19 protein-coding genes and 4 pseudogenes are annotated in these 21,227 nt (G+C 51.3%); 14 read left to right on the top strand and 9 right to left on the bottom strand.

Translation table 11 applies throughout. The features are described 5' to 3' along the window. Positions 1-41 precede the first annotated feature (41 nt). From PU624_RS01970 to PU624_RS01935, 8 genes and pseudogenes are all read left to right on the top strand, one after another. A complete protein-coding gene (locus tag PU624_RS01970; RefSeq protein WP_283544625.1) occupies positions 42-158 on the top strand; it encodes a phage tail protein in 117 nt (38 codons plus the stop codon). A 169-nt stretch (positions 159-327) separates the two neighbouring features. Further along, positions 328-787 (top strand): annotated as a pseudogene (locus tag PU624_RS01965) (phage virion morphogenesis protein). 696 nt (positions 788-1,483) lie between these two features. Further along, a pseudogene (locus PU624_RS01960) lies at positions 1,484-1,816 on the top strand (phage baseplate assembly protein V); the annotation flags it as partial. Positions 1,817-1,856: 40 nt separating this feature from the next. Next, positions 1,857-1,982: pseudogene (locus PU624_RS22270) on the top strand (GPW/gp25 family protein); the annotation flags it as partial. A gap of 140 nt (positions 1,983-2,122) precedes the next feature. Next, positions 2,123-2,578 carry an STM2901 family protein gene (locus PU624_RS01950; RefSeq protein ID WP_283544624.1) on the top strand — a complete coding sequence of 152 codons (456 nt, stop codon included), beginning with the start codon at positions 2,123-2,125 and terminating at the stop codon, positions 2,576-2,578. Next, positions 2,575-2,898: a DUF1493 family protein gene (locus tag PU624_RS01945; protein WP_283544623.1), complete on the top strand. Its 324-nt coding sequence runs from the start codon at positions 2,575-2,577 to the stop codon at positions 2,896-2,898. The genes PU624_RS01950 and PU624_RS01945 overlap by 4 nt, the downstream gene beginning before the upstream one ends. Before the next feature lie 438 nt (positions 2,899-3,336). Beyond that, complete coding sequence (locus tag PU624_RS01940; protein ID WP_283544622.1) at positions 3,337-5,544, top strand: DUF4401 domain-containing protein; 2,208 nt, start codon at positions 3,337-3,339, stop codon at positions 5,542-5,544. Beyond that, positions 5,537-6,067, top strand: a complete 531-nt coding sequence (locus PU624_RS01935) for a GDYXXLXY domain-containing protein (protein ID WP_283545146.1) — start codon at positions 5,537-5,539, stop codon at positions 6,065-6,067. The genes PU624_RS01940 and PU624_RS01935 overlap by 8 nt, the downstream gene beginning before the upstream one ends. 374 nt (positions 6,068-6,441) lie before the next feature. Here the strand turns inward: PU624_RS01935 and PU624_RS01930 are convergent, their stop codons facing one another. Continuing rightward, positions 6,442-7,878: an MFS transporter gene (locus PU624_RS01930; RefSeq protein ID WP_283544621.1), complete on the bottom strand. Its 1,437-nt coding sequence runs from the start codon at positions 7,876-7,878 to the stop codon at positions 6,442-6,444. A gap of 129 nt (positions 7,879-8,007) precedes the next feature. Between PU624_RS01930 and PU624_RS01925 the strand changes: the two genes are divergently transcribed. Continuing rightward, the gene (locus PU624_RS01925; RefSeq protein WP_283544620.1) at positions 8,008-8,364 is read left to right on the top strand and encodes an ArsR/SmtB family transcription factor; all 357 of its coding nucleotides are present in this window, start codon (positions 8,008-8,010) and stop codon (positions 8,362-8,364) included. A 107-nt stretch (positions 8,365-8,471) separates the two neighbouring features. Here PU624_RS01925 and PU624_RS01920 read toward each other — a convergent pair whose 3' ends face one another. From PU624_RS01920 to PU624_RS01900, 5 genes are all read right to left on the bottom strand, one after another. After that, a complete protein-coding gene (locus PU624_RS01920) occupies positions 8,472-10,124 on the bottom strand; it encodes a methyl-accepting chemotaxis protein (protein ID WP_283544619.1) in 1,653 nt (550 codons plus the stop codon). 290 nt (positions 10,125-10,414) lie between these two features. Then, positions 10,415-11,725, bottom strand: coding sequence for an MFS transporter (locus tag PU624_RS01915; protein WP_283544618.1), 1,311 nt, complete (start codon positions 11,723-11,725; stop codon positions 10,415-10,417). Continuing rightward, the gene (locus tag PU624_RS01910) at positions 11,718-12,353 is read right to left on the bottom strand and encodes a DUF4286 family protein (RefSeq protein WP_283544617.1); all 636 of its coding nucleotides are present in this window, start codon (positions 12,351-12,353) and stop codon (positions 11,718-11,720) included. The genes PU624_RS01915 and PU624_RS01910 overlap by 8 nt, the downstream gene beginning before the upstream one ends. Next, positions 12,353-13,684 carry an amidase gene (locus tag PU624_RS01905; protein ID WP_283544616.1) on the bottom strand — a complete coding sequence of 444 codons (1,332 nt, stop codon included), beginning with the start codon at positions 13,682-13,684 and terminating at the stop codon, positions 12,353-12,355. The genes PU624_RS01910 and PU624_RS01905 overlap by 1 nt, the downstream gene beginning before the upstream one ends. A gap of 11 nt (positions 13,685-13,695) precedes the next feature. Beyond that, entirely contained in the window at positions 13,696-14,376 is a 681-nt protein-coding gene (locus PU624_RS01900; RefSeq protein WP_283544615.1) for a DUF2848 domain-containing protein, read from the bottom strand. A 113-nt stretch (positions 14,377-14,489) separates the two neighbouring features. Here PU624_RS01900 and PU624_RS01895 point away from each other — a divergent pair, with 113 nt between their 5' ends. Then, a complete protein-coding gene (locus PU624_RS01895) occupies positions 14,490-15,164 on the top strand; it encodes a GntR family transcriptional regulator (RefSeq protein ID WP_283544614.1) in 675 nt (224 codons plus the stop codon). A 64-nt stretch (positions 15,165-15,228) separates the two neighbouring features. On the opposite strand, the gene PU624_RS01890 is transcribed toward PU624_RS01895, so the two are convergent. Then, a complete protein-coding gene (locus PU624_RS01890) occupies positions 15,229-15,405 on the bottom strand; it encodes a hypothetical protein (protein WP_283545172.1) in 177 nt (58 codons plus the stop codon). On the opposite strand from PU624_RS01890, the pseudogene PU624_RS01885 reads away from it, so the two are divergent. Then, positions 15,394-15,521, top strand: a pseudogene (locus PU624_RS01885) (glutamine amidotransferase); the annotation flags it as partial. The gene PU624_RS01890 and the pseudogene PU624_RS01885 overlap by 12 nt on opposite strands. Positions 15,522-15,711: 190 nt before the next feature. Continuing rightward, the gene (locus PU624_RS01880; protein WP_283544613.1) at positions 15,712-16,386 is read left to right on the top strand and encodes a DUF2625 domain-containing protein; all 675 of its coding nucleotides are present in this window, start codon (positions 15,712-15,714) and stop codon (positions 16,384-16,386) included. Positions 16,387-16,664: 278 nt separating this feature from the next. Here the strand turns inward: PU624_RS01880 and hemH are convergent, their stop codons facing one another. After that, a complete protein-coding gene (gene hemH, locus PU624_RS01875; protein WP_283544612.1) occupies positions 16,665-17,636 on the bottom strand; it encodes a ferrochelatase in 972 nt (323 codons plus the stop codon). A gap of 658 nt (positions 17,637-18,294) precedes the next feature. Here hemH and PU624_RS01870 point away from each other — a divergent pair. Next, entirely contained in the window at positions 18,295-18,852 is a 558-nt protein-coding gene (locus PU624_RS01870; protein WP_283544611.1) for a GNAT family N-acetyltransferase, read from the top strand. A 190-nt stretch (positions 18,853-19,042) separates the two neighbouring features. Here PU624_RS01870 and PU624_RS01865 read toward each other — a convergent pair whose 3' ends face one another. Then, complete coding sequence (locus PU624_RS01865) at positions 19,043-19,831, bottom strand: enhanced serine sensitivity protein SseB C-terminal domain-containing protein (protein ID WP_283544610.1); 789 nt, start codon at positions 19,829-19,831, stop codon at positions 19,043-19,045. Between the two features lie 342 nt (positions 19,832-20,173). Between PU624_RS01865 and PU624_RS01860 the strand changes: the two genes are divergently transcribed. Then, the gene (locus tag PU624_RS01860; protein ID WP_283544609.1) at positions 20,174-20,782 is read left to right on the top strand and encodes a dTMP kinase; all 609 of its coding nucleotides are present in this window, start codon (positions 20,174-20,176) and stop codon (positions 20,780-20,782) included. Positions 20,783-21,227: the final 445 nt, after the last annotated feature.

Raw genomic sequence — 21,227 nt, 5'->3', positions numbered from 1 at the left:
CCGCATCTCTGTCGTGAGAGTATCGCTGAAGGCTGAATGAGGTGCTCTCCCACTTCACTGGCGAACAGGATTTGCTGATGGCAAAGGTGATTATGTGGCTGCAGGAAAGCCAGCCCGACGCGCTGCAGAACAGCGAGACGCGCCATAGGCTATTTTAATTTTAGGTCGATATTCCGGCAAATGACCGCTGAGGCATCAGCATGAGCCTGAGGCTAACCGAGCGCGAGATAGCGACGGTTTAGAACGTGAAAGCACATATCGAAGCGGAGCCGGAGCCGGAGCCGGAGCCGGAGCCGGACGTACCGGAGGAATGCTGGGTGGTGAAATGTGGCTGAACTGCATGAAGTGGATGCCTGGCTTGAGGCGCTACTGGCACAGCTGGAACCGACGGCCCGAAAAAAGATGCTGCGTGAGGTGGCGCATGACTTACGCCGCATTCAGCAGGCAAATTTCACCGCATAGTGTTCACTGAACGGCAGGGCGTGGGAACCGGCACCGCGTCAGCGCACACAACAAAAAGGGCCGAATGCGTAGCCGCATGTTCCCGAGGCTGACTACCACAAAGTATCTTAAGGTGCTGGCAGGTGCAGACGCGGCTGAGGTTACCTTTGTGCCGGGGGTCAGAAGCTGGCGCGCGTACATCAATACGGCCTACGGGACAGGTTAAGCCGTCGCGGTACTATAACTTAAGTACCCTGAGCGCCCGTTGCTAGCTATAAATAGCGAGGTTGCAGAGTCAGTAAAAATGCACCTTATGCAAAGGCTTAATAAGCATGCCAATAAATAAAAACTATTAAAATTATGGCCTTGGCTTTTTTTCTAAGAACTTCGAAAGGAAAAACAATGCAGCAATGCATGATATTAATAAAACTATAGATACTGAGTTGTGAATGCTCCATTCCTTTGCGTCGATAGCCGATAACATTAGTAAAATTACCGATGCAATCCCTAACATTATGGGTTCAATTGCCTCATCAGGACCATTTGTTATTAGCATAAAAGCTAACTGCAAACCGCATGAGATTGCTAAAGCATTAGCTACATAGGATAAGGTTTTAATTTCTTTTATATGATGAAAAAAAAAGATCATTTGACATGTCAAACGGAGAAAATGTGTCGATTACTTCTACAACCCCCTTAAATATCAAGAATGAAGTTAAAGAGATAAATACTAATTTTTGGCAGAAAAACTGGATCCTTTCTGCTGAGCTCTCGCTGTTATCAATAACAGCATGCTTTTTGTCATCATTAGACTGTATGTCAGAGCTTTTTTCATCACTTTTGCTTTTATAGCTTATGACGTTTTTAAAATCTTTTTGAAAAGTATTGCTAATCCGATATGCGACTATTAATAAAATTATAAATAATGACACAAGTGCTATATCGAACGGATTCATAATCATCATATTATTCAATTTTGTGTGATTGTTCAGGCAATGTAATCAGCTTACATCATGTTATTTATTAATGGCAATCTAAAGATATGAATACGAGAATTACCAAAATCATGCGTTTTATCACCAACCTGATTCGCATCGGCACCGTGTCCGAAGTGGAGCCAGTGAACTGCCTGTGCCGGGTGAAAACAGGCGATCTTGAAACTAACTGGATTAACTGGCTCAGCCTTCGCGCCGGTAGCATTCTCACATGTTGGAAGCCCACCGTCGGGGAGCAGGTCGTGCTGCTGAGTCTTGACGACAACATTAACATTGAAACCGCTTTTGCGCTGCCCGCCATTTATTCCGAAGCCGTCCCGCCGCTCGACTACTCCGAAGACGGTACCACCAGCTTGTTTAAAGATGGCGGCTGGTTTCAGTAGGACTCGGAAACCGACGAAGCTATAAAACATTTAACGCATCCGCCAGTACGTGCGCAACATTAAGATCACTCTCGAAGGCAGCCACATCGCCCGGCGTGATTACGGTTCGCTGTTGTCGGTGCTGAATGACCAGCCAAAGAACGACGTGATTCGCCTACAGATTTTCTGGAGGAAAATATTAAGGTGCCGGACCTTGAAGCGTAAAAACCCGCCTGACGGGCTACCCGGTAATGGATTAACAACCTGTCATACAGATGGTAAAGTTCAGGTCTGTTAACCATCGGACGAAAGGGATTTGCAGTCATGGATACAACAGAGCAACTGAATGGTACGTATTATTTCAACGACTTGCCCAATCTGACTCCGCAGGAACTGCTGTTCTGGGTGCTGGTTGAGGAGACACAAAAACAGCTGGGCGTGCAGGATATCGTAGCCGTTACGGGACTAATTTTAGGCAACAATAATATCGATGTACCGGGGAAACCCAATACCGCAACCCCCGGTACTTCCGTTGCGTCTCTCTTTTTCCGCAAACAACTTTCTTACAAATTCCGGCGCCGCATTCTGCCCACGCTGACAGCCAAATCTTTCAGTCTGCGTGGGCTGAAGATTTTCTGGGTGAACAACCTGGGCGCATTCGTTGGCAGGGCCGTACCTGTTGTCGGATGGGTGATTCTGGCAAACGATGTAGCAAAAATCAGTCTCCGCACCGTCCATCATTATAATCTGATTGTGCGGCCGGAGGATAAAATCTGGTGAATAATATGACAGTAACCCCTGATGCGGTGCGCGAATTCATTTTGCGAGAACTGCCGCTGGTAACGACTCTCCTGTTAAAGAAAATTGAACCTGCCGACGATGACATTTTGCAGGAACAGTATGAAGCGGATGATATTGCTGAAATGGCGAAAAAGTTTTTTGATGAGTTTGACGTTCAGCCGGCTGGCTTCAATCTTGCCGCTTATTTCCCCTGGAAAACCTCCTCGCTGTTCTCACGTGCCCCCGTAAAACAGAATAAAGAGCCACTGACCATAAGCATGTTTATTGAGTCAGCCCGTGCAGGACGCTGGCTTTTTTGATTGCTCATAGCGGGTGATAAAGTTGCATGCTGTCGCAGCTGAGCATCCTCTACGATGACGATATGGTGAGACTGGCCTTTTTCAACCAGGCGAGCGGCAGCCAGTAACTGAACGGTTGCGGCTTTCTCTCGCAACCTTTCAGCATGCAGACAATGCAGTATCCCAAAAAGAACAGCAGTATAACCCGCCTGCAGGGATCGAAGTCGCCGGTGACGGGTGTCATGTTCATGCAACCGAAATACGGCCGCGATACTCATTCATAACAATGCGACAGATCACGCAGCGTTCACCCCTCATCTTTGATTTACGCTGTAATATCCCGGAAAAGATGTTTACATTTGGTCAGCAAAATTTTCTGCTGCTCAGCAGAGCGCCATCGCAGGGAAGAACCGTCGTTAACGTCATAAAAATTACACCGCAAACAGAGGCAGGGAAAATATGAGGGAGATTGGGCCCGATGGCATAACCGGGATGCCGTCGCGCACGGCAGCGTATCTTTGCCGTCAGCTTGGGCATCTGGTGAAAAGCGGGAGCCTGACGCCGGAGACCTGCGAGCGTATCTATATGTTCTGTGGTATCAGACCATCAGATAATCAGTGGCGTCAGTTTCTTATCCCGGTGCTTTGCTTTCTGGGATTACTGTCACTGGTTGCCGGTGCGGTGTTCTTTGTTGCCTGGAACTGGGCATGGCTGCCGAAGATGGCGAAATTTGCGCTGGCCGAACTGCTGATCGTCGCGCTGGCGGTAGTGGTCTGGTGGCGCTGGTACAGCACACTGGCGCGCAGTGCCTTGCTGGCTGCCGGCTTAGGATTCGGCGCCCTGTTTGCGCTTTACGGGCAGATTTATCAGACCGGAGCTGACAGCTGGGAGCTATTCCGGGCCTGGCTATGCGTTCTTCTGCCGCTGGCGCTGATTGCCCGCCAAAACAGCCTGTGGTTTTGCAGCTGGCTGGTCGCTAACCTGGCATTCCAGCTCTATTACACGACGTTGCCGACCTCACTACTGGATATCGCCGTGTCTGACAGCTTCATCCGGCTCCCGACGACGGTGCTGCATGGCTATCTGTCGCTGCTGGCAGCCTGCCTGATTCTCCGGGAAGCGCTGGCCTGGCGGGCGATAACGCATCAACCGGAGAGCTGGCTGGCAAGCCGCTGGTTCTCACGCGTCATGGCGGGATTTTTACTGTTGCTGCTGACCACCATCGTGGCTGAAAACGTCTCTGACTGGCACAGTACTAACCACTTTACATCTGTCACGGTCGGCTGGGTGATTACCCTGCTGGCAGGCTATTATCTGTATCGTTATCGCTATGTGGACCTGTGCATGCTGACGCTGGGTATCGCCAGTCTGACTATTGTGGGCTGCGCGCTGCTCATGCAGTTATTCCTTGTGGTCTATGATTCGGGTGACCTGTATCTGACCGGCGTCCTGATGATTTTATGGGTGGTGGCAAATGGTTCGATCCTGCTGAAGTGGCAACGCAAACTGGCTGAAAAGGGGTCAATCGATCTGGCTCCGGCCAGGCTGACATTACTGACAGAGACCCTGCTTCAGCAGGGCTTGCTGAGCGCCTCACAGGTTCAGGATATTCAGCAACGCGGTCATGCGTCAGATCTGCCCTGGTATATGAGGCTGGCGCTGAGCGTCGGAGGCTGGGTCGCAGCTATCATCACGTTATTACTGATGGCGCTGGTACTCTATTCCGCTGACCTGCTCGACGAACCGAATGCTGCCACCCTTGTTCTTCCTTCACTTATGCTCGCCGTCATTGCGCGCGGCCTGTTACGCAGCGGTCGTGACGGTAAATATCACCTCGGACTGGCCTGGGCTATTGCTGCGACATGCGGGCTGATCTTCGGCGTTATGCTGCAGATCCAAAGCAACGACGTCAGTTTTATAATGCTGAGCTCACTCTGCGCATTGCCGATTCTGGTCATGATGGCAGTGGCGATGCCTGACCGCATTTATCGGTTTATGGCCATGACGGCCCTGACATTTTTCCTGGTACTGGCGGGCTATTTACTAGCGCGGCTGTACCTGTCGCCAGCGACGGGTCGCGTTGCTGTTTCAATACTGGTGGCGGCGGTCATGTTTTTGTGGCTCTGGATCGTCAGCCATCAGCTGAGGTTACAGACAAGGCCGTATGCTAATGCGGTGCACCCCCTGCTGTATGGCATCCCGGCGGGCCTGATGTTGCTGAGTTTCCTCGGGATAAACGCGGCGTTTCTCTCAGATTTCTTCTGGCCCGTTGTGCAGTTTTCTCTGCTTCAGTCTGCGACTGGCACAGGGATTGCGGCAGGCTTAGTGCTGAGTGCGCTTAGTCAGAGAAGGAGCGGTCAGCCGCTGTTTTCGCTATTCACCCTGCCCGCCGCCTTTATCTGCGGGGCAGCTGCCCTCTATGCACCGGGTCTTGGGCTGGGCTTGTGGTTGATTCTTATGGCGCGTTATCAGGGCAGTCAGGGACTGCTGGTGGTGAGTGGCGGTTTCATGGTGCTGTATGTCATTGGCTGGTATTACTTCCTGGACGTTGCTCTGCTGCAGAAATCCCTGCTGCTGCTGGCGGGTGGTCTGGTGTTACTGGGGCTGGCATGGGGCGTCAAAAAAGTATTACCTGCACAGATCGGAGGTGCCCGTGAAAATGCGTAAACAGAGCCGATGGCTGGCAGGCGCGGTGATAGCGCTGGCGCTGGTGGCCGTCAATGTCAGCATCTGGCAGAAAGAGCAGTTACTGAAACAGGGCGCAGTCATGATTTTACCCCTTGCCCCGGTTGACCCGCGTTCCCTGATGCAGGGTGATTACATGGCGCTGAATTATGCCCTTACCCGACCTCTGGAGCAGATGTTGTATCAACAGGCCGAAACCTGTGGCGCGACTCTGTCAGCACCATGTCTGCCCACCAGCGGGACCATCATTGTGGATCTCGATGCGCAGCGTCATGCGACTCAGGCCCGGTTCGATCAGGGAGAACCTCTGCAGGCGGATCAGTTACGGGTGAAATATCATCAACACTCCGGCTCGCTAACCGTCGGCACTAATGCTTATTTCTTTCAGGAAGGTCATGGCGCGCGTTTCGCACAGGCGCGTTACGGGGCATTCCGTGTGGGAAGCGATGGCACGGCACTTCTGACGGATCTGCTTGATGAAGAGGGTAAGGTGATTCGGCCTTGAGGGGGCGATAGGGTTATGGGTCTTACCTGTAAAGCTGCCTTAATACCCTTTTGGCCCGGGTGCCCTAGCCAGATTGTCATAATGCTTTTTTGGTCTGCGAAACCGCTTAACCGATCATCATCTCAGCACGCATATTGTTGTGCTGATACGCTTGAGAACACAGGCAATCCCCTCTAAATCATGCTGCTAACAGAGGGGCGAACTGTATGTCAGCTTAATGACGGAAGAAGACAATCATATGCCGCAAAGCACAGCAGCATACTGAATTCTTGCGCTTCTTCAGGCACAGGCTGGTAATGAAAAGACCGGCCACACAGCAGGTCTTCCCCCCGAATACTTTTTATCTGAAGCCATTAGCGAAGAATAATGATTTTCTACAAGGTTATTTCTGCTGGCATATCAGTTACAGTTTTGCGGGGTAATAAGCAGGAAACAACAAGCCCTGTTATTTGGCCCACCGCAGCCAGATAAAAGGCAATTTGTAAGGCATTTTCGAGACTAGTTGCAGAATTTTCCTGATGAAGGCTTACGGTCCCGCTTCCGGAAAGAGCAACCAACAGAGCAATACCAATAGCGTTACCAATATTCAGTGTTGTAGAAGCCATACCTGAAGCAACCCCTTGCTCGTGATGTTTTACGCCTGAGCCAGTAGCTACCCACATTGCCGTCCAGACAATACCCTGGCCTGCTCCTGAAATGACCAGTCCCGGTAATACAGTCAAATAAGATGCACCTGAATAGGCTGATGGTACCAGTGCCAGCGTTCCCGCAATTCCAGTTAAAAAGCCGGTCAGTAAAACTTTGCGTAACGACAGGCTATTTGCAAGTCGGGCTCCGAATTGCGTTCCGGCAAAAATTGCCAGTGAAGGAACTATGAATGCCAGGCCGGTCTGTAAGGCGCTGTATCCCATAATGCTCTGAAACATAACCGTCAGAAAATAAGGCAAAGCACCGAAGGTTCCCATATAAATGAACGTAATCACCATGCCTATCGCCAGACTGTGATTCCTGAATAATCGTACCGGCATTAATGGGTCGGGGCTGCGAAATTCTATGACTGTAAACGCGAGCAGAAATACGAAAGCCAGACTAAGTGATAGGAGAATACGCCCTGACAGCCAGCCCTCTTCTGGCCCCTGAACCAGGGCATAAACCAGCAGAATTGCTCCTATGGTGACTGTCACAGCACCCGGAAAATCGAAGCGGCCGCGATCTTTCTGGAAGCTGTCTTTAGGCAGTACAAAAAAAGCCGCGCATATTGCAATGGCTGCCAGTAAAACATTGATGAAAAATACCGATGGCCAACCATAGACGCTTGTAAGTATCCCGCCAGCGAGCGATCCCAGTGTAAGACCACTTGCCCCTGCGCCGCCCCATACAGCCAGTGCCCGGTTGCGTGACGGACCTTCCTCAAACAGTCTGTTAATAAGCGAAAGCGTGGCAGGAAATAGTAATGCCGCGCCAATACCCTGTATGGCTCGTGCAATTATGATGACAACAGGACTCCATGCTAAACCACCGGCCAGTGAGGAGAGGGCGTAGAGCCATAACGCACCGATAAAAACACGACGTTGCCCCAGTAGATCTGCTGCTCGTCCACCGAACAATAAAAATCCCCCACAGCAGACCGTATAAGCACTGACCACCCACTGGAGCGTGTGCTCCGAAAAACCCAACCCCGATCCAATTTCCGGGAGTGCAACAAACACAATATTGATATCCAGCGAGTACATGAGTTGGGCGAAGGCAAGCAGCGCAAGGCTAAGGTGCTGAAAGCGAGGAGAACCCAATTCCCGTAAGGCAGTAACCATCTAAAAATCTCCATATAAACTAATGTACGAGTACATACGTACATTTAATGTATGTATGTACTCGTACATTAGTCAACTGATAAAATTTAAAGTAGAGTGTTGGTATGTTTCCAACCTGATGAGAACCGTATGCTTTCGAAACACCCTGAGGCGGAACAAATACGTCTTGAAAACGTGCTGACAGCTTTGGGAAATCCATTACGCCTGACGGTGGTGCGAGTGCTGGCGGGCGGTGGTGAGCATGCCTGCAGCGCTGTATTGAGTGGTATTCCTAAATCTACGCTTACTCACCACTGGCGAGTATTACGGGATAGTGGCGTTATCTGGCAACGCCCTTTCGGGCGCGAAAATTTGCTATCGCTGCGCCGGGAAGATCTTGATGCCCGCTTTCCCGGGCTGCTGGAGGCTTTGTTGGTTGCGGTGGAAAGCGATGCATTAACGCAGGAATCAACAACAAAGAATCTGCCGACGCCATCCAAAGAATAAAAGGCTCGTGCAGAAGAGAAGTGAAAAGAACGAAAAGCATGAAGTCCGCTCCTCGCTCCTGGCAGTCAATTTAATAAATCGCGCCCTTAAAAGGCGCGGTTTAATAATCAGAAATGCGTCCAGCCTTCATCTTCAGTTGCCGTTCGGCTTATTGCTGAATCAATATGGAATGCCTGTCTGGCGGGCGTTGCAGTTTCTTTTACACCAACAGGTGTGGCCTGAGAGCCCAGACTGAAGACTGAAACTGCCTGGAGTAGCCGTTCAGCCTGCTCCCTGAGACTTGCAGCCGCAGAGGCAGACTCTTCAACCAGAGAGGCATTCTGCTGCGTGGTGGTGTCCATTTCCGTTACTGCAATGCCTACCTGTTCAATGCCGCGAGCCTGCTCGGCGCTGGCTGAGGTGATTTCCTCTACCGTGTCCGTAAGCTTCCCGACCGCAGACTGAATATCCGACATCGTTTCAGAAGCGTGGACGACGAGTCCGTTACCCTGCTCAACGCTTTGCGCATTTGCCTCAATAAGCTGACGTATTTCACCGGCAGCGGTAGCACTGCGTTGTGCCAGCGACCGGACTTCACTTGCCACGACCGCAAACCCGCGCCCATGTTCACCCGCACGCGCAGCCTCAACAGCGGCATTCAGCGCAAGGATGTTAGTCTGAAAGGCTATCCCGTCAATCACGGCGGTGATTTCGGCAATACGTCCGGAACTTTCTCTGATGGATTTCATGGTGTCAGTAATGGCCCCCGTCGCGCGGCTGCCCTTACTGGCCACATCGCGCACGTTGACGGCCAGCTGACCCGCCTGACGTGCGTTGTCCACATTGTTTTTTACTGTCATGCCCAGCTGCGTCATGGTTGCGGCAGTCTGCTCCAGCGCACTGGCCTGCTCTTCGGTCCGCTGTGAAAGATCGGCATTACCCTGCGCAATCTGGGAGCTGGCTGAAGCGACGCTTTCTGCATTGCTTCTGACCTGACTGACGGTATTGATCAGCGAGTCCTGCATGTCACGGATGGCTGACAGCAGAATGCCTGTTTCATCTTTGTGGCCAGCGCGTATGGTGCCACTCAGGTCACCGCGTGATACCCGGCCTGCAGCCTCTACCGCTTCCCGAAGCGGACGCGTAATACTCCGTGAGATAATCAGGGCAGAAAGGGCCGCCAGCAGAGTCGCTACAATTCCTGAGACAATCAGTATTGTCAGGGCTTCCGAACGGTCCTTGTGGGCCTGTGCTGCAGAACTGACCATACGTTCTTCCTGATGGATCTGAAGCTCCTGGAGTGAAGCCATAAAATCACTCTGTGACTGATAGCGCGGCCCAAAAAGCAGCTGCGTGGCTTCATCACTCTTCCCCTGCTGCGCGAGTGCAACCACTTCATCAATGAATGGCAGAAAAACATTTGCCCGGGTTTTGAGAAGGGAAAATATTTCCAGCCCCTTTGGAGAAGTAACCTCTCTGGTGAGGAGGGCCATCAGACTTTCAGCTGCATCCCTTTCACTGTGATAATCCTGGATAGCTTTGTTTCTCAGTGACACGTCTTTGAGGAGAATGGCATTTCTTGCAAGGCGGCTCATATCTGATGTGTAGTAGCGAAGTGACTGGGATGCAGCAGCTTTACTGTAAGTGCTACCCGATATCTCATCATTCGCATTGCCAAGCGAGTTGATTTTAACCACGCCAATCAGCACCATAAATATGACAAGCAGTGCCATGAAGCCAAAAGCGACACCGAGTCTGATTCCAATTCTTATATTATTCATGCTGTTTCTCTGTTGAAAGATCGGCCCTGATGAGGGTAAACACAGGTTAACGGAACGTTTTCCTGCGAAGCAGAAAAATACCTGAGTGACACGCCGCTTCGCTTGGGAGCGGAGTCATCATTATCGGCATTGATCAAGAAATGTTCAGTTGTGAGCTCTGGCACACGAGAGGCAGGCTTAGTGTGAAGTGCCGGGTGAACAGTGACTTAGGGGGGGAACGAGGCTGGCCTTCTAAGCCAGAATTTTAGTCGGGGGCGAGCAGATAATGGCAATCCTTCGCCATAACAATCTCAATCCTGACGATGAGCAGTCTCCCTGGCTTTCCACAAAGCGAATAGCGTAATCGCCAGCGCGAAACTGACGTACAAAGAAACCCACAGCGTACTGCCCATCTCTTTAAATAACGTAGTGATGATCAGGGGCGCAAAACCACCGCCGACAATGCCCGCCAGGGTGTATGCCAGGGATGAACCCGCGTAACGCACATGTGGAGGGAACTGCTCAGTGACAAACGCTGCCTGCGGTCCGTACATCATTGCGTGAATCAGCAAACCGCCAATCACCGCCAGCACGATCAGCACCGGATGCGAGCTATCGAGCAATACAAAGAACAGAAAAGACCAGACAATCGCCAGCAGCGCACCGGTAATGTAAACCGGGCGTCGTCCCCACTTATCTGAAAGCGCGCCAAACATCGGCACCGTAATCGCGTTAACTATTGCACCGAGCATAGTGGCCACTAACGCCAGCGGACGCGGTAATTGCAGGACGGTAGTGACGTAGGTCAGCGTAAAAACTACCACCAGCGCATAAAGTACGTCGGACCCGATACGCGATCCACCGGCAATGAATAGCTGTTTCGGATAGTTTACGAAAACTTCTTTTAGCGGCGTGTGCGTGGTTTTCTCTTGTTCCTGCATTGCGACAAAGGTTGGCGTCTCTTCCACACCGCGACGCAGCCACAGGCCAAAAATTACCAGTACCAGGCTTAGCAAGAAAGGAATGCGCCAGCCCCACGCCTGAAACTGATCGCCGCTCATCATCACCGTAACCAACGTAATAAAGCCAGTGCCGATCAGCGTGCCACAGGATGGGCCAACCTGCGCAAATGAGGCATTACGCCCGCGTTTATTCGCGTCACCATGCTCCATCGATAACAACACGGCCCCTGCCCATTCGCCGCCCAGCGCGATGCCCTGCACAAACCGCAGTGCGACTAACAGAACCGGGCTCCAGATGCCCCAGACCGCATAGCCCGGCAGCAAGCCCATCAACGCCGTGGTGACGCCCATAATTACCAGCGTGATGATCAACACCGCTTTGCGCCCCGCGACATCGCCAAGATGGCCGAACACGAAGCCCCCTAGCGGACGTGAAATATAGCCTACCGCATAGGTTGAAAACGCCAGAATGGTGCCGACCAGCGGATCGAAGCTGGGGAAAAAGACATGGTTAAACACCAGCGCGGCCATGATGTTGTAAACGGTAAAGTCGTACCACTCGAGCGCGGTGCCAATCGAACTGGCAGCAGCCAGACGCCCGGTCTTCGATTTGGTACGCACTGCGCCTACCGCATGTTGCAGAGAATCGGTATCAGCCATGGGTCAGCTCCTGTTTTGTTAACTGCCAGTTGAGGGCATAACGCTGTATATCTCCCGCAAATGCCTGCGCCGCGGCGGCAGCCAGGCGATCGCAGCACAGTGCATCGCTGCAATGAATCAGCAGCATCGGCTGCATTTTCCGTTGATCCTGGCTTTCCTTCGGTAATGGCGAACTCAGGACGCTGTCTGGCATCAGCACGCTGGAGGAGATGTAGCCCGGTGTCTGGCTTATCTGCTGCTGCCAGGCGCTTAGCGCGCTGTCATTGATTTCTTGCAGCGTCAGCACAGCTAACTGATTGCCCGTGCCTTTGCCATGCTTGTGCACTATCGCGCTCACCCGGCGCATGGGATTCACCATTTTTTGCAGATGCTTCACCGACCATGCCGTCTGGTGTGTGAATGCGGCGTGATAGTCGGCGCTGGTAAAAGCTTCCAGCGAGTCGGTTTCATATAAACCGAGATATTTACGCTCAGCGTTTATTGCCTGATATCGTGTACCGCTTAAAAATCCCGTAATTGCTACACGCTCCTCTACGTGTTCATGGTCATACCACTGGTTAAAGTCAGCCTCATCTTCAGCGCCAATGTTGGTGGCGACATACAGCATGCCGTGGGGTTCAGTCATCATCAGGATCTCCGGTTAAGGGCAGTTTCCACGGCAAGCGACCAGCTGATTAAGCTGGCGTCATCACCATGAATCGAAGCAAGGCTCAGGCCAACCGGAGCAGAACCCGGTTGGTGGCAGGGTAAAGAAAGAGCACAGCCGTCCAGCATGTTGATAATGCTGGGGTTGCGCAGCATCAACGCGTTTATCTCCATATAGCGCTGCGCATCATTGAGTGACGCGATAGTGGGCGCGACAAGCGGAACGGTTGGCATGAGTAACGCATCAAAATCCCCCAGCGCTGCGTTGATGCGTTGTTGCCATGCAGCACGCTGCTGGTAAAGCTCCGTGGCATCCTGTTCGGTGAGATGGCTGCCGCGCTGGACGCGCACCAGCACCTGGGGATCGTAAGCTTCAGGTTGTGCCTGCGCGGTTTTCTTATGCCATTGCCAGGCTTCATAAGCCGTGATGCCGCCTCGCGCATTCATAGCGTTCAGCTCATCCAGCTCAGGCAAAATGATGTCGAGAACTGTCGCACCCGCCTGCTTCAGAAGCGTGATGGCTCGCTGCCAGGCCTGCGCCACATGCTGATCCAGATTATCCAGCACGCGCGTTTGCGGCACGGCAAAGCGCGCGTTACGCAGATCCAGCGACTGTAAATCCAGCGGCCGATCGGCAATGACGCTATCCAGCAACCAGCAGCTGCGCACGTCGTCCGCGATCACGCCGATGCTGTCGAGTGAGGTAGAAAGCGGTAACGTTCCCGTCTGGTTGATGCGTTCTGCCGTGGGTTTGAAGCCGGTCAGGCCACAGAGTGCAGCAGGGATCCGCACCGAACCGCCGGTATCGGTGCCAACGGCACCAAGACACATGCCCTCAGCAACCGCAACGGCTGCGCCAGAGGATGATCCGCCGGGAATACGCTGCTGCTCGCGCTGCCACGGATTGACTGGCGTGCCGTAATGGGGATTGATGCCTAAGCCCGAAAAAGCGAATTCCGTCATAGTGGTTTTACCGACGATGGCGGCGCCCGCCAGCAGCAGCTTATCGACGACGCTGGCATTAGCGGTGGCCACTGGCGCATCGGCCAGTAAGCGTGAACCGGCCGTGGTCACCTCTCCCTGGACATCGAACAGATCTTTGATGCTGATCGGCAGTCCATCAATAGCACTTAACGCCTGCTTCGCCTGCCAGCGAGCGTTTGCCGCGCTGCCGGAAGCTGCATAGCGTTGCGTGAACACCAGTGAGCCCTGTTGTTCAGGATTTTGCGCAGCCCGCAATGCGGATTCAGTAAATGCTTCGGGCATAGCATCGCCGCTCTGCAACTGCTGACTGGCTTGCCAGAGTGTGGTCATCGGCAGTCTCCTTATGCCACCACCGGCAGCGCGCCGGTGGTGTAAGCGTGTTCCAGCGTGCGATTAAGCACCGGATCGTGCAGCGCCATGCGGAACTCGCTGGATGGCCGGATGCCGCCAATGGCACCCAGCGTGCCGCAGGACATAGCAACGCCCTCTTCTGCGACTCCGCCATTAAAATAGCGCGCAAGCAAATCCTGGGGTGTCAGCAGTGATGCCAGCGTGCCCTGCTGATAAATGACCCATTTACCCTGCTCTTTAATCCAGGAGCTGAGTTCAAGCACATCCCAGTGTTCGGTAACGTCGCTCATGCGCCACGCGGCGCTGGCGACCGGCTTGATACACGCCTGCTTAGAGAGCGCAACGCTAAAGGTTTCCAGATGGCGGTCGGTATGATCAGACGTGAGGGAGACCCACAATTCGCCGCGATGCGAGAAGACGAAGGGTTCGGCTTCGCCGGAGGTCTGCTCGCCAACCACTTCAAGCTGTGATTGCTGGCTGAGTTGATTAACCGCTACTCGGTAAAAAAGCGGTACTGCACCGGGTGCGGGCACGCCGAGGGCTTCTAATTCACAAATATGGTGCAATACGGCTTCCTTATCGCGGCCTGCCCAGCCAGCAATAATGAAATGCGTCACGTCAACGTTCAGTGTGGTAGCGGCTTTGCCGCCCGTGGAGAATCGCAACTGCATGGGAAAACCTCCGGTTTAAAATCACAGTGAAATTTCACAGTAATTTTAAACTAGCGATTTTCATGCCAGATTTTTGTGTAAGATGTCTCACAGGTAAAAAAAGGAACGTAGTGATGAGTGAATCAGAGGCGAAAAATGTGAACCCAGGCAGCGCAGATAAAAGCCTTTCTCTCAATGAACAAGCCTATCTGGCTTTCAGGCACAAGCTTATTACGTTGCGTTACAAACCTGGCGAATACCTTAATACCGCTCAGGTGATGGATGATCTGGCGATAGGCCGTACACCGGTTAATCAGGCGGTTCATCGCCTGGCAACCGAAGGTTTACTGCAGATTATTCCGCGTAAAGGCGTCATGGTGGCGCCGTTATCTATTGATGACGCACTGGAGTTGATTGAAGTACGGCTGGTAAATGAAACGCTCTGTATTGAGCTTGGCACCCGGAAAGTGACGGATGCGCAGCTTCAGCGTCTGCGTCATCTTAATCAGCAAATTGATGAGGCGAGCCAGTTACGCAGCCGCGAACAGATGATGCTGCTGGACCGCGAGTTTCATCAGGTATTGGCCGAGATTGCCGGTAATCGCCATCTGGCCGATATCCTTAGCGTGATTCATGCACAAGCGCAGCGCTTCTGGGCCACCACTCTTTCCAACGTGGCGCATATGGATGAAGTGATCGCCGAGCATAATGAAATTATTGCCGCGCTGGAATCAGGCGATGCGCAACGCGCAGCCGAAGCCGCACGTGCGCATATTTTCTCATTTAAGCGCGCCTTACTTTCCGCTTAAAGGCCAAACCGCGTGCCGTCACCAATCTGCCTTCTGACAGCGCCAGTTCAATCAGGCGCTGAACTTATTCCTGCTTATCCGCTACTACGCCGCACCATTTTACCCGCGTCAGCGTGATGGCTGTGGTGCAGACGACCAGATCATCAATCCCTACGTGCTTATTGTGTTGATGTGGCATCGCCGGGGCCGTAATTAAACCATCGACGTCTGCCCAGGCGTGCTGGTGACAATGCCGGCCCATGTGGCCGCCACGAGTGTCTCCTGACGCTTGAGAGGATCCAACAGAGGCCGGTCATTATCCTGTCGGAGAGGGGGTCAAATATGCTACTGCTGCATCCTGACACCTGGCTAAAAAGCAGTTGCCGGTTCGCTGACTTGCCTGGGGCAATCGCGTTTAAACGGGGGAACGTCCGCTTTGTGCCAGAAGCGGACATCGCTAACCTAATGCTGTGTGTATTTAAAGGAGCATGTAAGTGACCATGTTCAGGTTATCGGTTAGCCGTCCGATATATCAGCTAAAGAGGCTAAGTGCGATAAAGGATAATGCATGAGGGAACTGACTGAATTAATTGATCAGCAAAGCTCTGGCTGGCTTATGGTGCAGCAATGGCTGGAAGAAGCGAACAATAATTATGAAGTGCTTCCCTGTGACCCGGCGCTCGCAAGATCTGCCTTACATCAGCTTCAGATTACAACGCTCTCCCCGCTAGGCGCTGTGTTATACGAAACGGGAGGCATCTTGGTTGATAACGGCTGGTTGCGGACTTTAGGCTCTGGTCATCCCAAGCTGGCACGAGCTCCTGCTTCCTGGACGCAATCGGTAACAACAGGCCGGATATTTCAGGCGATCTTCGTTGCTGATGATGTATCAGGGGGCTTTTTTGCACTTAACGGTGGTGAATTCGGTGAAGATCGAGGCGGCGTATATTATTTCGCACCGGATTCTCTGGAATGGGAGAGCCTTGGTACTAACTATTCAGGTTTCCTACAATGGGTTCTCTGTGGCAATTTGGATCGATTCTATCAAGGCGTACGCTGGACAGGCTGGCATGAAGAAACATCTGGAATGAATGGTGACGCGGTTTACTCCTTTTATCCTTTCCTGTGGACCGAGCCACAATTGCCTATAGAGCAGCGTTCACGAGCAGCTGTGTCTGTTGATGAGCACTGGTCATTGTGCATGAACTTACAACATCAATTAACCAACATGCAGGGCGACTGACCTCCTCCGTGCAGATTAATACACAACGCTGTAATTAATACTCTTAACATTGTTAGAACAACTGCAAATGTCCGCTTCTCGCTCAAAGCGGACCTGCCCTCGAATAATCTCCAACTCATGCCCACGTACAAGACAGTTGCTTGCAGCTAGCTTAGCTGGTTTTCCAGGCGGCCCCTAGGCCGCCCCGGCACGTATCAAATACATGTCCGAGAGGGCCCACTTATGGTTTCACTATGAATGTTGACACCTGCAACATCCTGCTTACAAGAAAGTGAAAATCATGCCTGAAACCGATTAAGATTCACAAGTTGTCGCAGCATCTCGATATGAATCGGTTTATCATTAAGCGCCGGTATGTAAGTAAACGATGTACCACCCGCATGCATAAAAATCTCCCTGTTCTGCTCATCAAGCTCCTCAAGCGTTTCTAAACAGTCTGATGCGAACCCCGGGCTGATTACATGCAGGCTTTTTATTCCTTCATTCGGTAGATTTTTAATTGTCTCATCAGTATAAGGCGTTAACCATGGCTCTCTGCCGAATCTTGACTGGAACGTCATCAATATTTTCAATGACGGCATATTGATTGCTTCAATGAGTAATTTTGTCGTTAACTCACATCTTTCCTGGTATTGGTCCCCCTCTTTGACAAACCTCACCGGTATACCATGATATGAAACCAACAATGCATCTGGAATGCCGTTAGCTTCGAAAGATGCCAGAACGGATGCTTTTAACGCTTCAATGTAGGCAGGAAGATCGGCATAGTCATTGATGAAATTTATGGAGGGTGTATACCGGTTCTTCATTGTCTGTAGGTGACGGCTCACGCTATCCCAAACAGAAGAAACGGTCGAAGATGAAAACTGGGGATACAAAGGAATGACGATAATTTTATCGACGCCTTTTTCTAATAGCCTGTCAATTGCACCACCTATACTCGGCTCGCCATAACTCATCCCCAGCTCGACGGGCAAACCTGTCACTTCTTCAAGCGCACGGGCTTGCCTGACGCTGTAAACCATGAGAGGGGAACCTTCCTCCATCCAAATCGAAGAGTATAATTTCGCCACTCGCCTTGCACGTAATGGGATAATCACGCCATGTAGAATGGGGCACCAAATGATTCTCGGTAAGTCGACCACTCTGTAGTCATGCAGAAATTTTGATAAAAATTTCTTAACCGCAGCAGGCGTTGGTTCACTTGGTGTTCCAAGGTTAACAATCAAAACACCCTGTTTATTCGTCATTAGGTGAGGCCCTCAAAGCCATTGTCACTAATTCACTCATGCCAGTCACTCCGTAGCAGCTTGTCTTAAAGGCCTCAATTTGACCTCATTTTGTAGAAATATTCGCAATGCAGATTTACTGTTTCACGGCTTATGATTCTATGAATCTGATAGCAGCCATCGCTTTGACTAAATGATCATGATTTTAGGACATATCATCAGTAAAAACATTACTTTCTCTGTCGTCAGATTTAACTGGTGCGGGGCTACGCGACGTCATTATCGAAGTCGGCGTGTGGGGTTAGTTGGTTGGAGGAGGTGAGAAAAACCGCATCTGGATGCCCGCGCAGATGCATGCCTCAGGCTTTATCTTTTCATGCGTATAAGTGATGAAGGCGGCTGACCAACTCCCTGTTAATTCTTACAGTACGCTTTTAGCAACGTCCGCTACTCGCTCATAGCGAACCTTGTTTAAGACGCACTTCTGCTTTGTGCCAGGAGCGGACCTTGTTACCCACCCGTTTGATTAAACGTTTTCAGTAATCATGTGTGCTGTGCATTGCTCCCACGGATCATTGCGTAATCCATTCTTCCATGGGCGTGAGCGATAGAAACCGGATGCAATTTTTTCCGGTGTGTGTTAGGAAAATAAGAAGCCTGTATAAACGGAACGATAAAGATGCATCTTGATGAAATCCCAGCTTATTTATTGCAACACGACCGTTTTTATCTGACGGCTCCAGACCTGAATCGCTCAGAAGAAATGCAACGTAAACTCAATGAATTTTGTTCGTTTCATCATGAGTTTCTGCTCTGGTCTCCTGGCTTTCATTCGTTTTCTTCAGTCAGGGATAATATGCTGGAGGCAGCAGATAATTTCCTGAATGACAAAGAAGAGTATAAGTTTTTAATTATTGATAGCAGGTCAGATGAGCTATTAGGTTGTATAAGCCTGTTCATAAGGAATCGGGCTATTCCTTATTTCGAGATCGGCTACTGGCTTGCAACGGATGCGATGGGCAAAGGCATAATGCCAGAAGCAGGCAGGATGGTTTCAAAAATAGCCTCGGACTTTTTTAACGCTAAAAGAATCGAAATTCGTACTGCGAGGCGTAACGTGCGCAGTCAGTCTGTTGCATTAAAGTGTGGGTTCAGACTTGAAGCCATATTAGCTTCTGATCGACTGGACAGCGCGGGAGTGATTGACGATACCTTTATTTATAAATATAGCAGCTGAGCGTAATGTGCCCTGAAGCTACAACGTCCGCCATTGGTACAGTCGGATAATGAACAATATCGGTCCGCTCCGTACCAGAAGCGGACGTAAACGGCCCTGCCCGGCATGTAGTAGCTAAGACGCAACTGGCTATGCCTGACCCCGGCTTACTACGCTGTTCCAGACAAAGCATGCAGAAGCCGTTCTGCAATCAGCGGCCAAACATACTCATTATCTTTTGCTTCATATTCCGGACGTAGAATGGCGTGAACTGCGATCTGATATGCGCATCCAGTCCGTTGTCGTTCTGGCCAAGGCGCATGAGATCCACCGCCTGCCCATCCGGAGAGGTATCCGCTGCGACCAGACCCGCACCCCGCATCACCTCTTCCACATCACCGCTCATTTCCACACCCACCAGATAATGCGGTTTATCATCAACTGACGGGTCGTGCATTAACACCATGAATGCACGGCTGACACCGGGACATTTTGCAAACCAGGCAGACAACGCTTTCAGCATCCTGTCCGGCGTAACGGCAGGTACGCCCACTAAAACCTGTGTTTCTTTCTCAACCACCCTGGTCTGCGGCAGGCGACCCGTTCCCTCTGCCAGCATGGTTTCTATTTCTTCCGGCACAAACTCCTTTCCGTAATCTGACCTGGGATTCAGAAACACCCCCTCCCCCCGCGTCATTTCAAAAAAGGCTCTTGCAGGCAACTTCATGTATTCACTTTCCTGGCTTATGGCGCGCTGCAGGGTGGCAAGCGAGCTGAATACCGGAATGACAGGCGTTCCATCCGGTTTTTCCCAGTGCTGAATCGAGATATTTTCACCCGCCTGGAGTTCGACCTCACCCTCACCCGCTTGCCGTCCGGACGTCCCCAGGACGTAGAGAGAAGAATCTAACACTATCCGGTAAAACTCAGGTCGTTCTGCTGGATGATCGGCCGCCAGCTTTAAAGCGGTCTCCAGTTTGATTTCCTTTTCGTCAGACATCAAAGCCACCTTCCACACGGTCATAACAGGAGCAGTTTAATCATGATGTATGAGCATAATAGAGATGAGGAGTGCTGACCAGATTCCTGTAAACGATGGATGTTTCCAGCGATACCGCGTTTTCGTCAATGAAAGCGTGGATCTGAATGGATAAAGTAAGAAAGGCACTGGCGGGATCTTTTCCGTTTCCCAGTGAGTTCCCGTAAACTACACCGCGCAGATCTCATCTCACAAACTTAAACGGCTTCAGCAAACGACGTAAGCTCAGCTTAACCTGGTAAACAACATGCTTCTGGCAAGTACCCGCTATACAAACCCCCTGACTCAAACGTCATTCCAGCCATGAGTCGTCAGCTTTTTATCTCCCTTGATGGCCCCAAGGGCGCCGGTAAAACCACGCTGCTGGAAGCTATCACGCAAGTTTTGAGGACAGACAACAAAAAAGTGGTCCGGCTTAGCGAGAAAAAAAGCGATCCTTTCAGAGCGGAATCCATGGCGCTGGTTAACCGGCTCGCCAGACATCCCTCCGTGGATCTGGAACGGGAGATCTGTCAGCGCTTTGCTATAAGTCGTGCCTGGATTTCGCAGAACGTCCTGGCTCAACAGCCACGCGACAGCATTATTCTGATGGATCGCTGGTATCCGTCGGATGCCGCTTTTCGCCGGATGGTGCCCTTTGCTGAGATTTTGCAGCTTAACATTGAGCACAACGTGAGAACGCCAGATCTGCATGTCGGCGTCGTCACATCACCTGAGATTTCATGGGAAAGAGCCGCGGCGCGCTCGCGGGGTCTGGGAAGTACGGTGATTCACCGGCTGGAAGAACACGTTGCCTGTACCCGTGCGTTTGAGCAGGAAGTGGCCAGTCATGGCTGGTTTTTATGCCGCAATGAAGGAAGCATTGAAGAAGCCACAATGCAGGTGGTTGCTGAAATCAACAGAGTGCTTTGACGTCCCGAAAAGATCGTCTTTAAAAGAAATATGACACGCAACTTCCCTGTCGTACTCGCGAGCCAGTGAGCTGATTATCAGGCTTAAAGACGCGTCAGCTTCATCCTTAACACTCACACCCCTCAGTTTCCCTAAGTGGTACTTATCATTCACTGAACCTTCAGCGAAGAATCGTGAACCAGATCACATAAACCTAATGTTAACCGCACAAACTGTAGCAATAAGTTCATTTTCACTTAACATTAACAAATGTGAACAACTGCTTCTTCAGGCAACTGCGATGCTCAGAATTTCAACAAGTGAATGTTTTTCAGTGGCTATTTCAATGATCACTGTCATGAGCTTTCTCTATCTGTGGTTTACGGCGCATAATTTTTATTAACGGTTACTAATCAATTTTATAAATAATTGAATTAGCTCTACATCTTTTGGGTTACGGAATACC

The organism is Pantoea sp. Lij88 (assembly GCF_030062155.1).
GTDB lineage: Bacteria > Pseudomonadota > Gammaproteobacteria > Enterobacterales > Enterobacteriaceae > Pantoea.
This window is presented reverse-complemented; position numbering and strand designations above follow the sequence as displayed.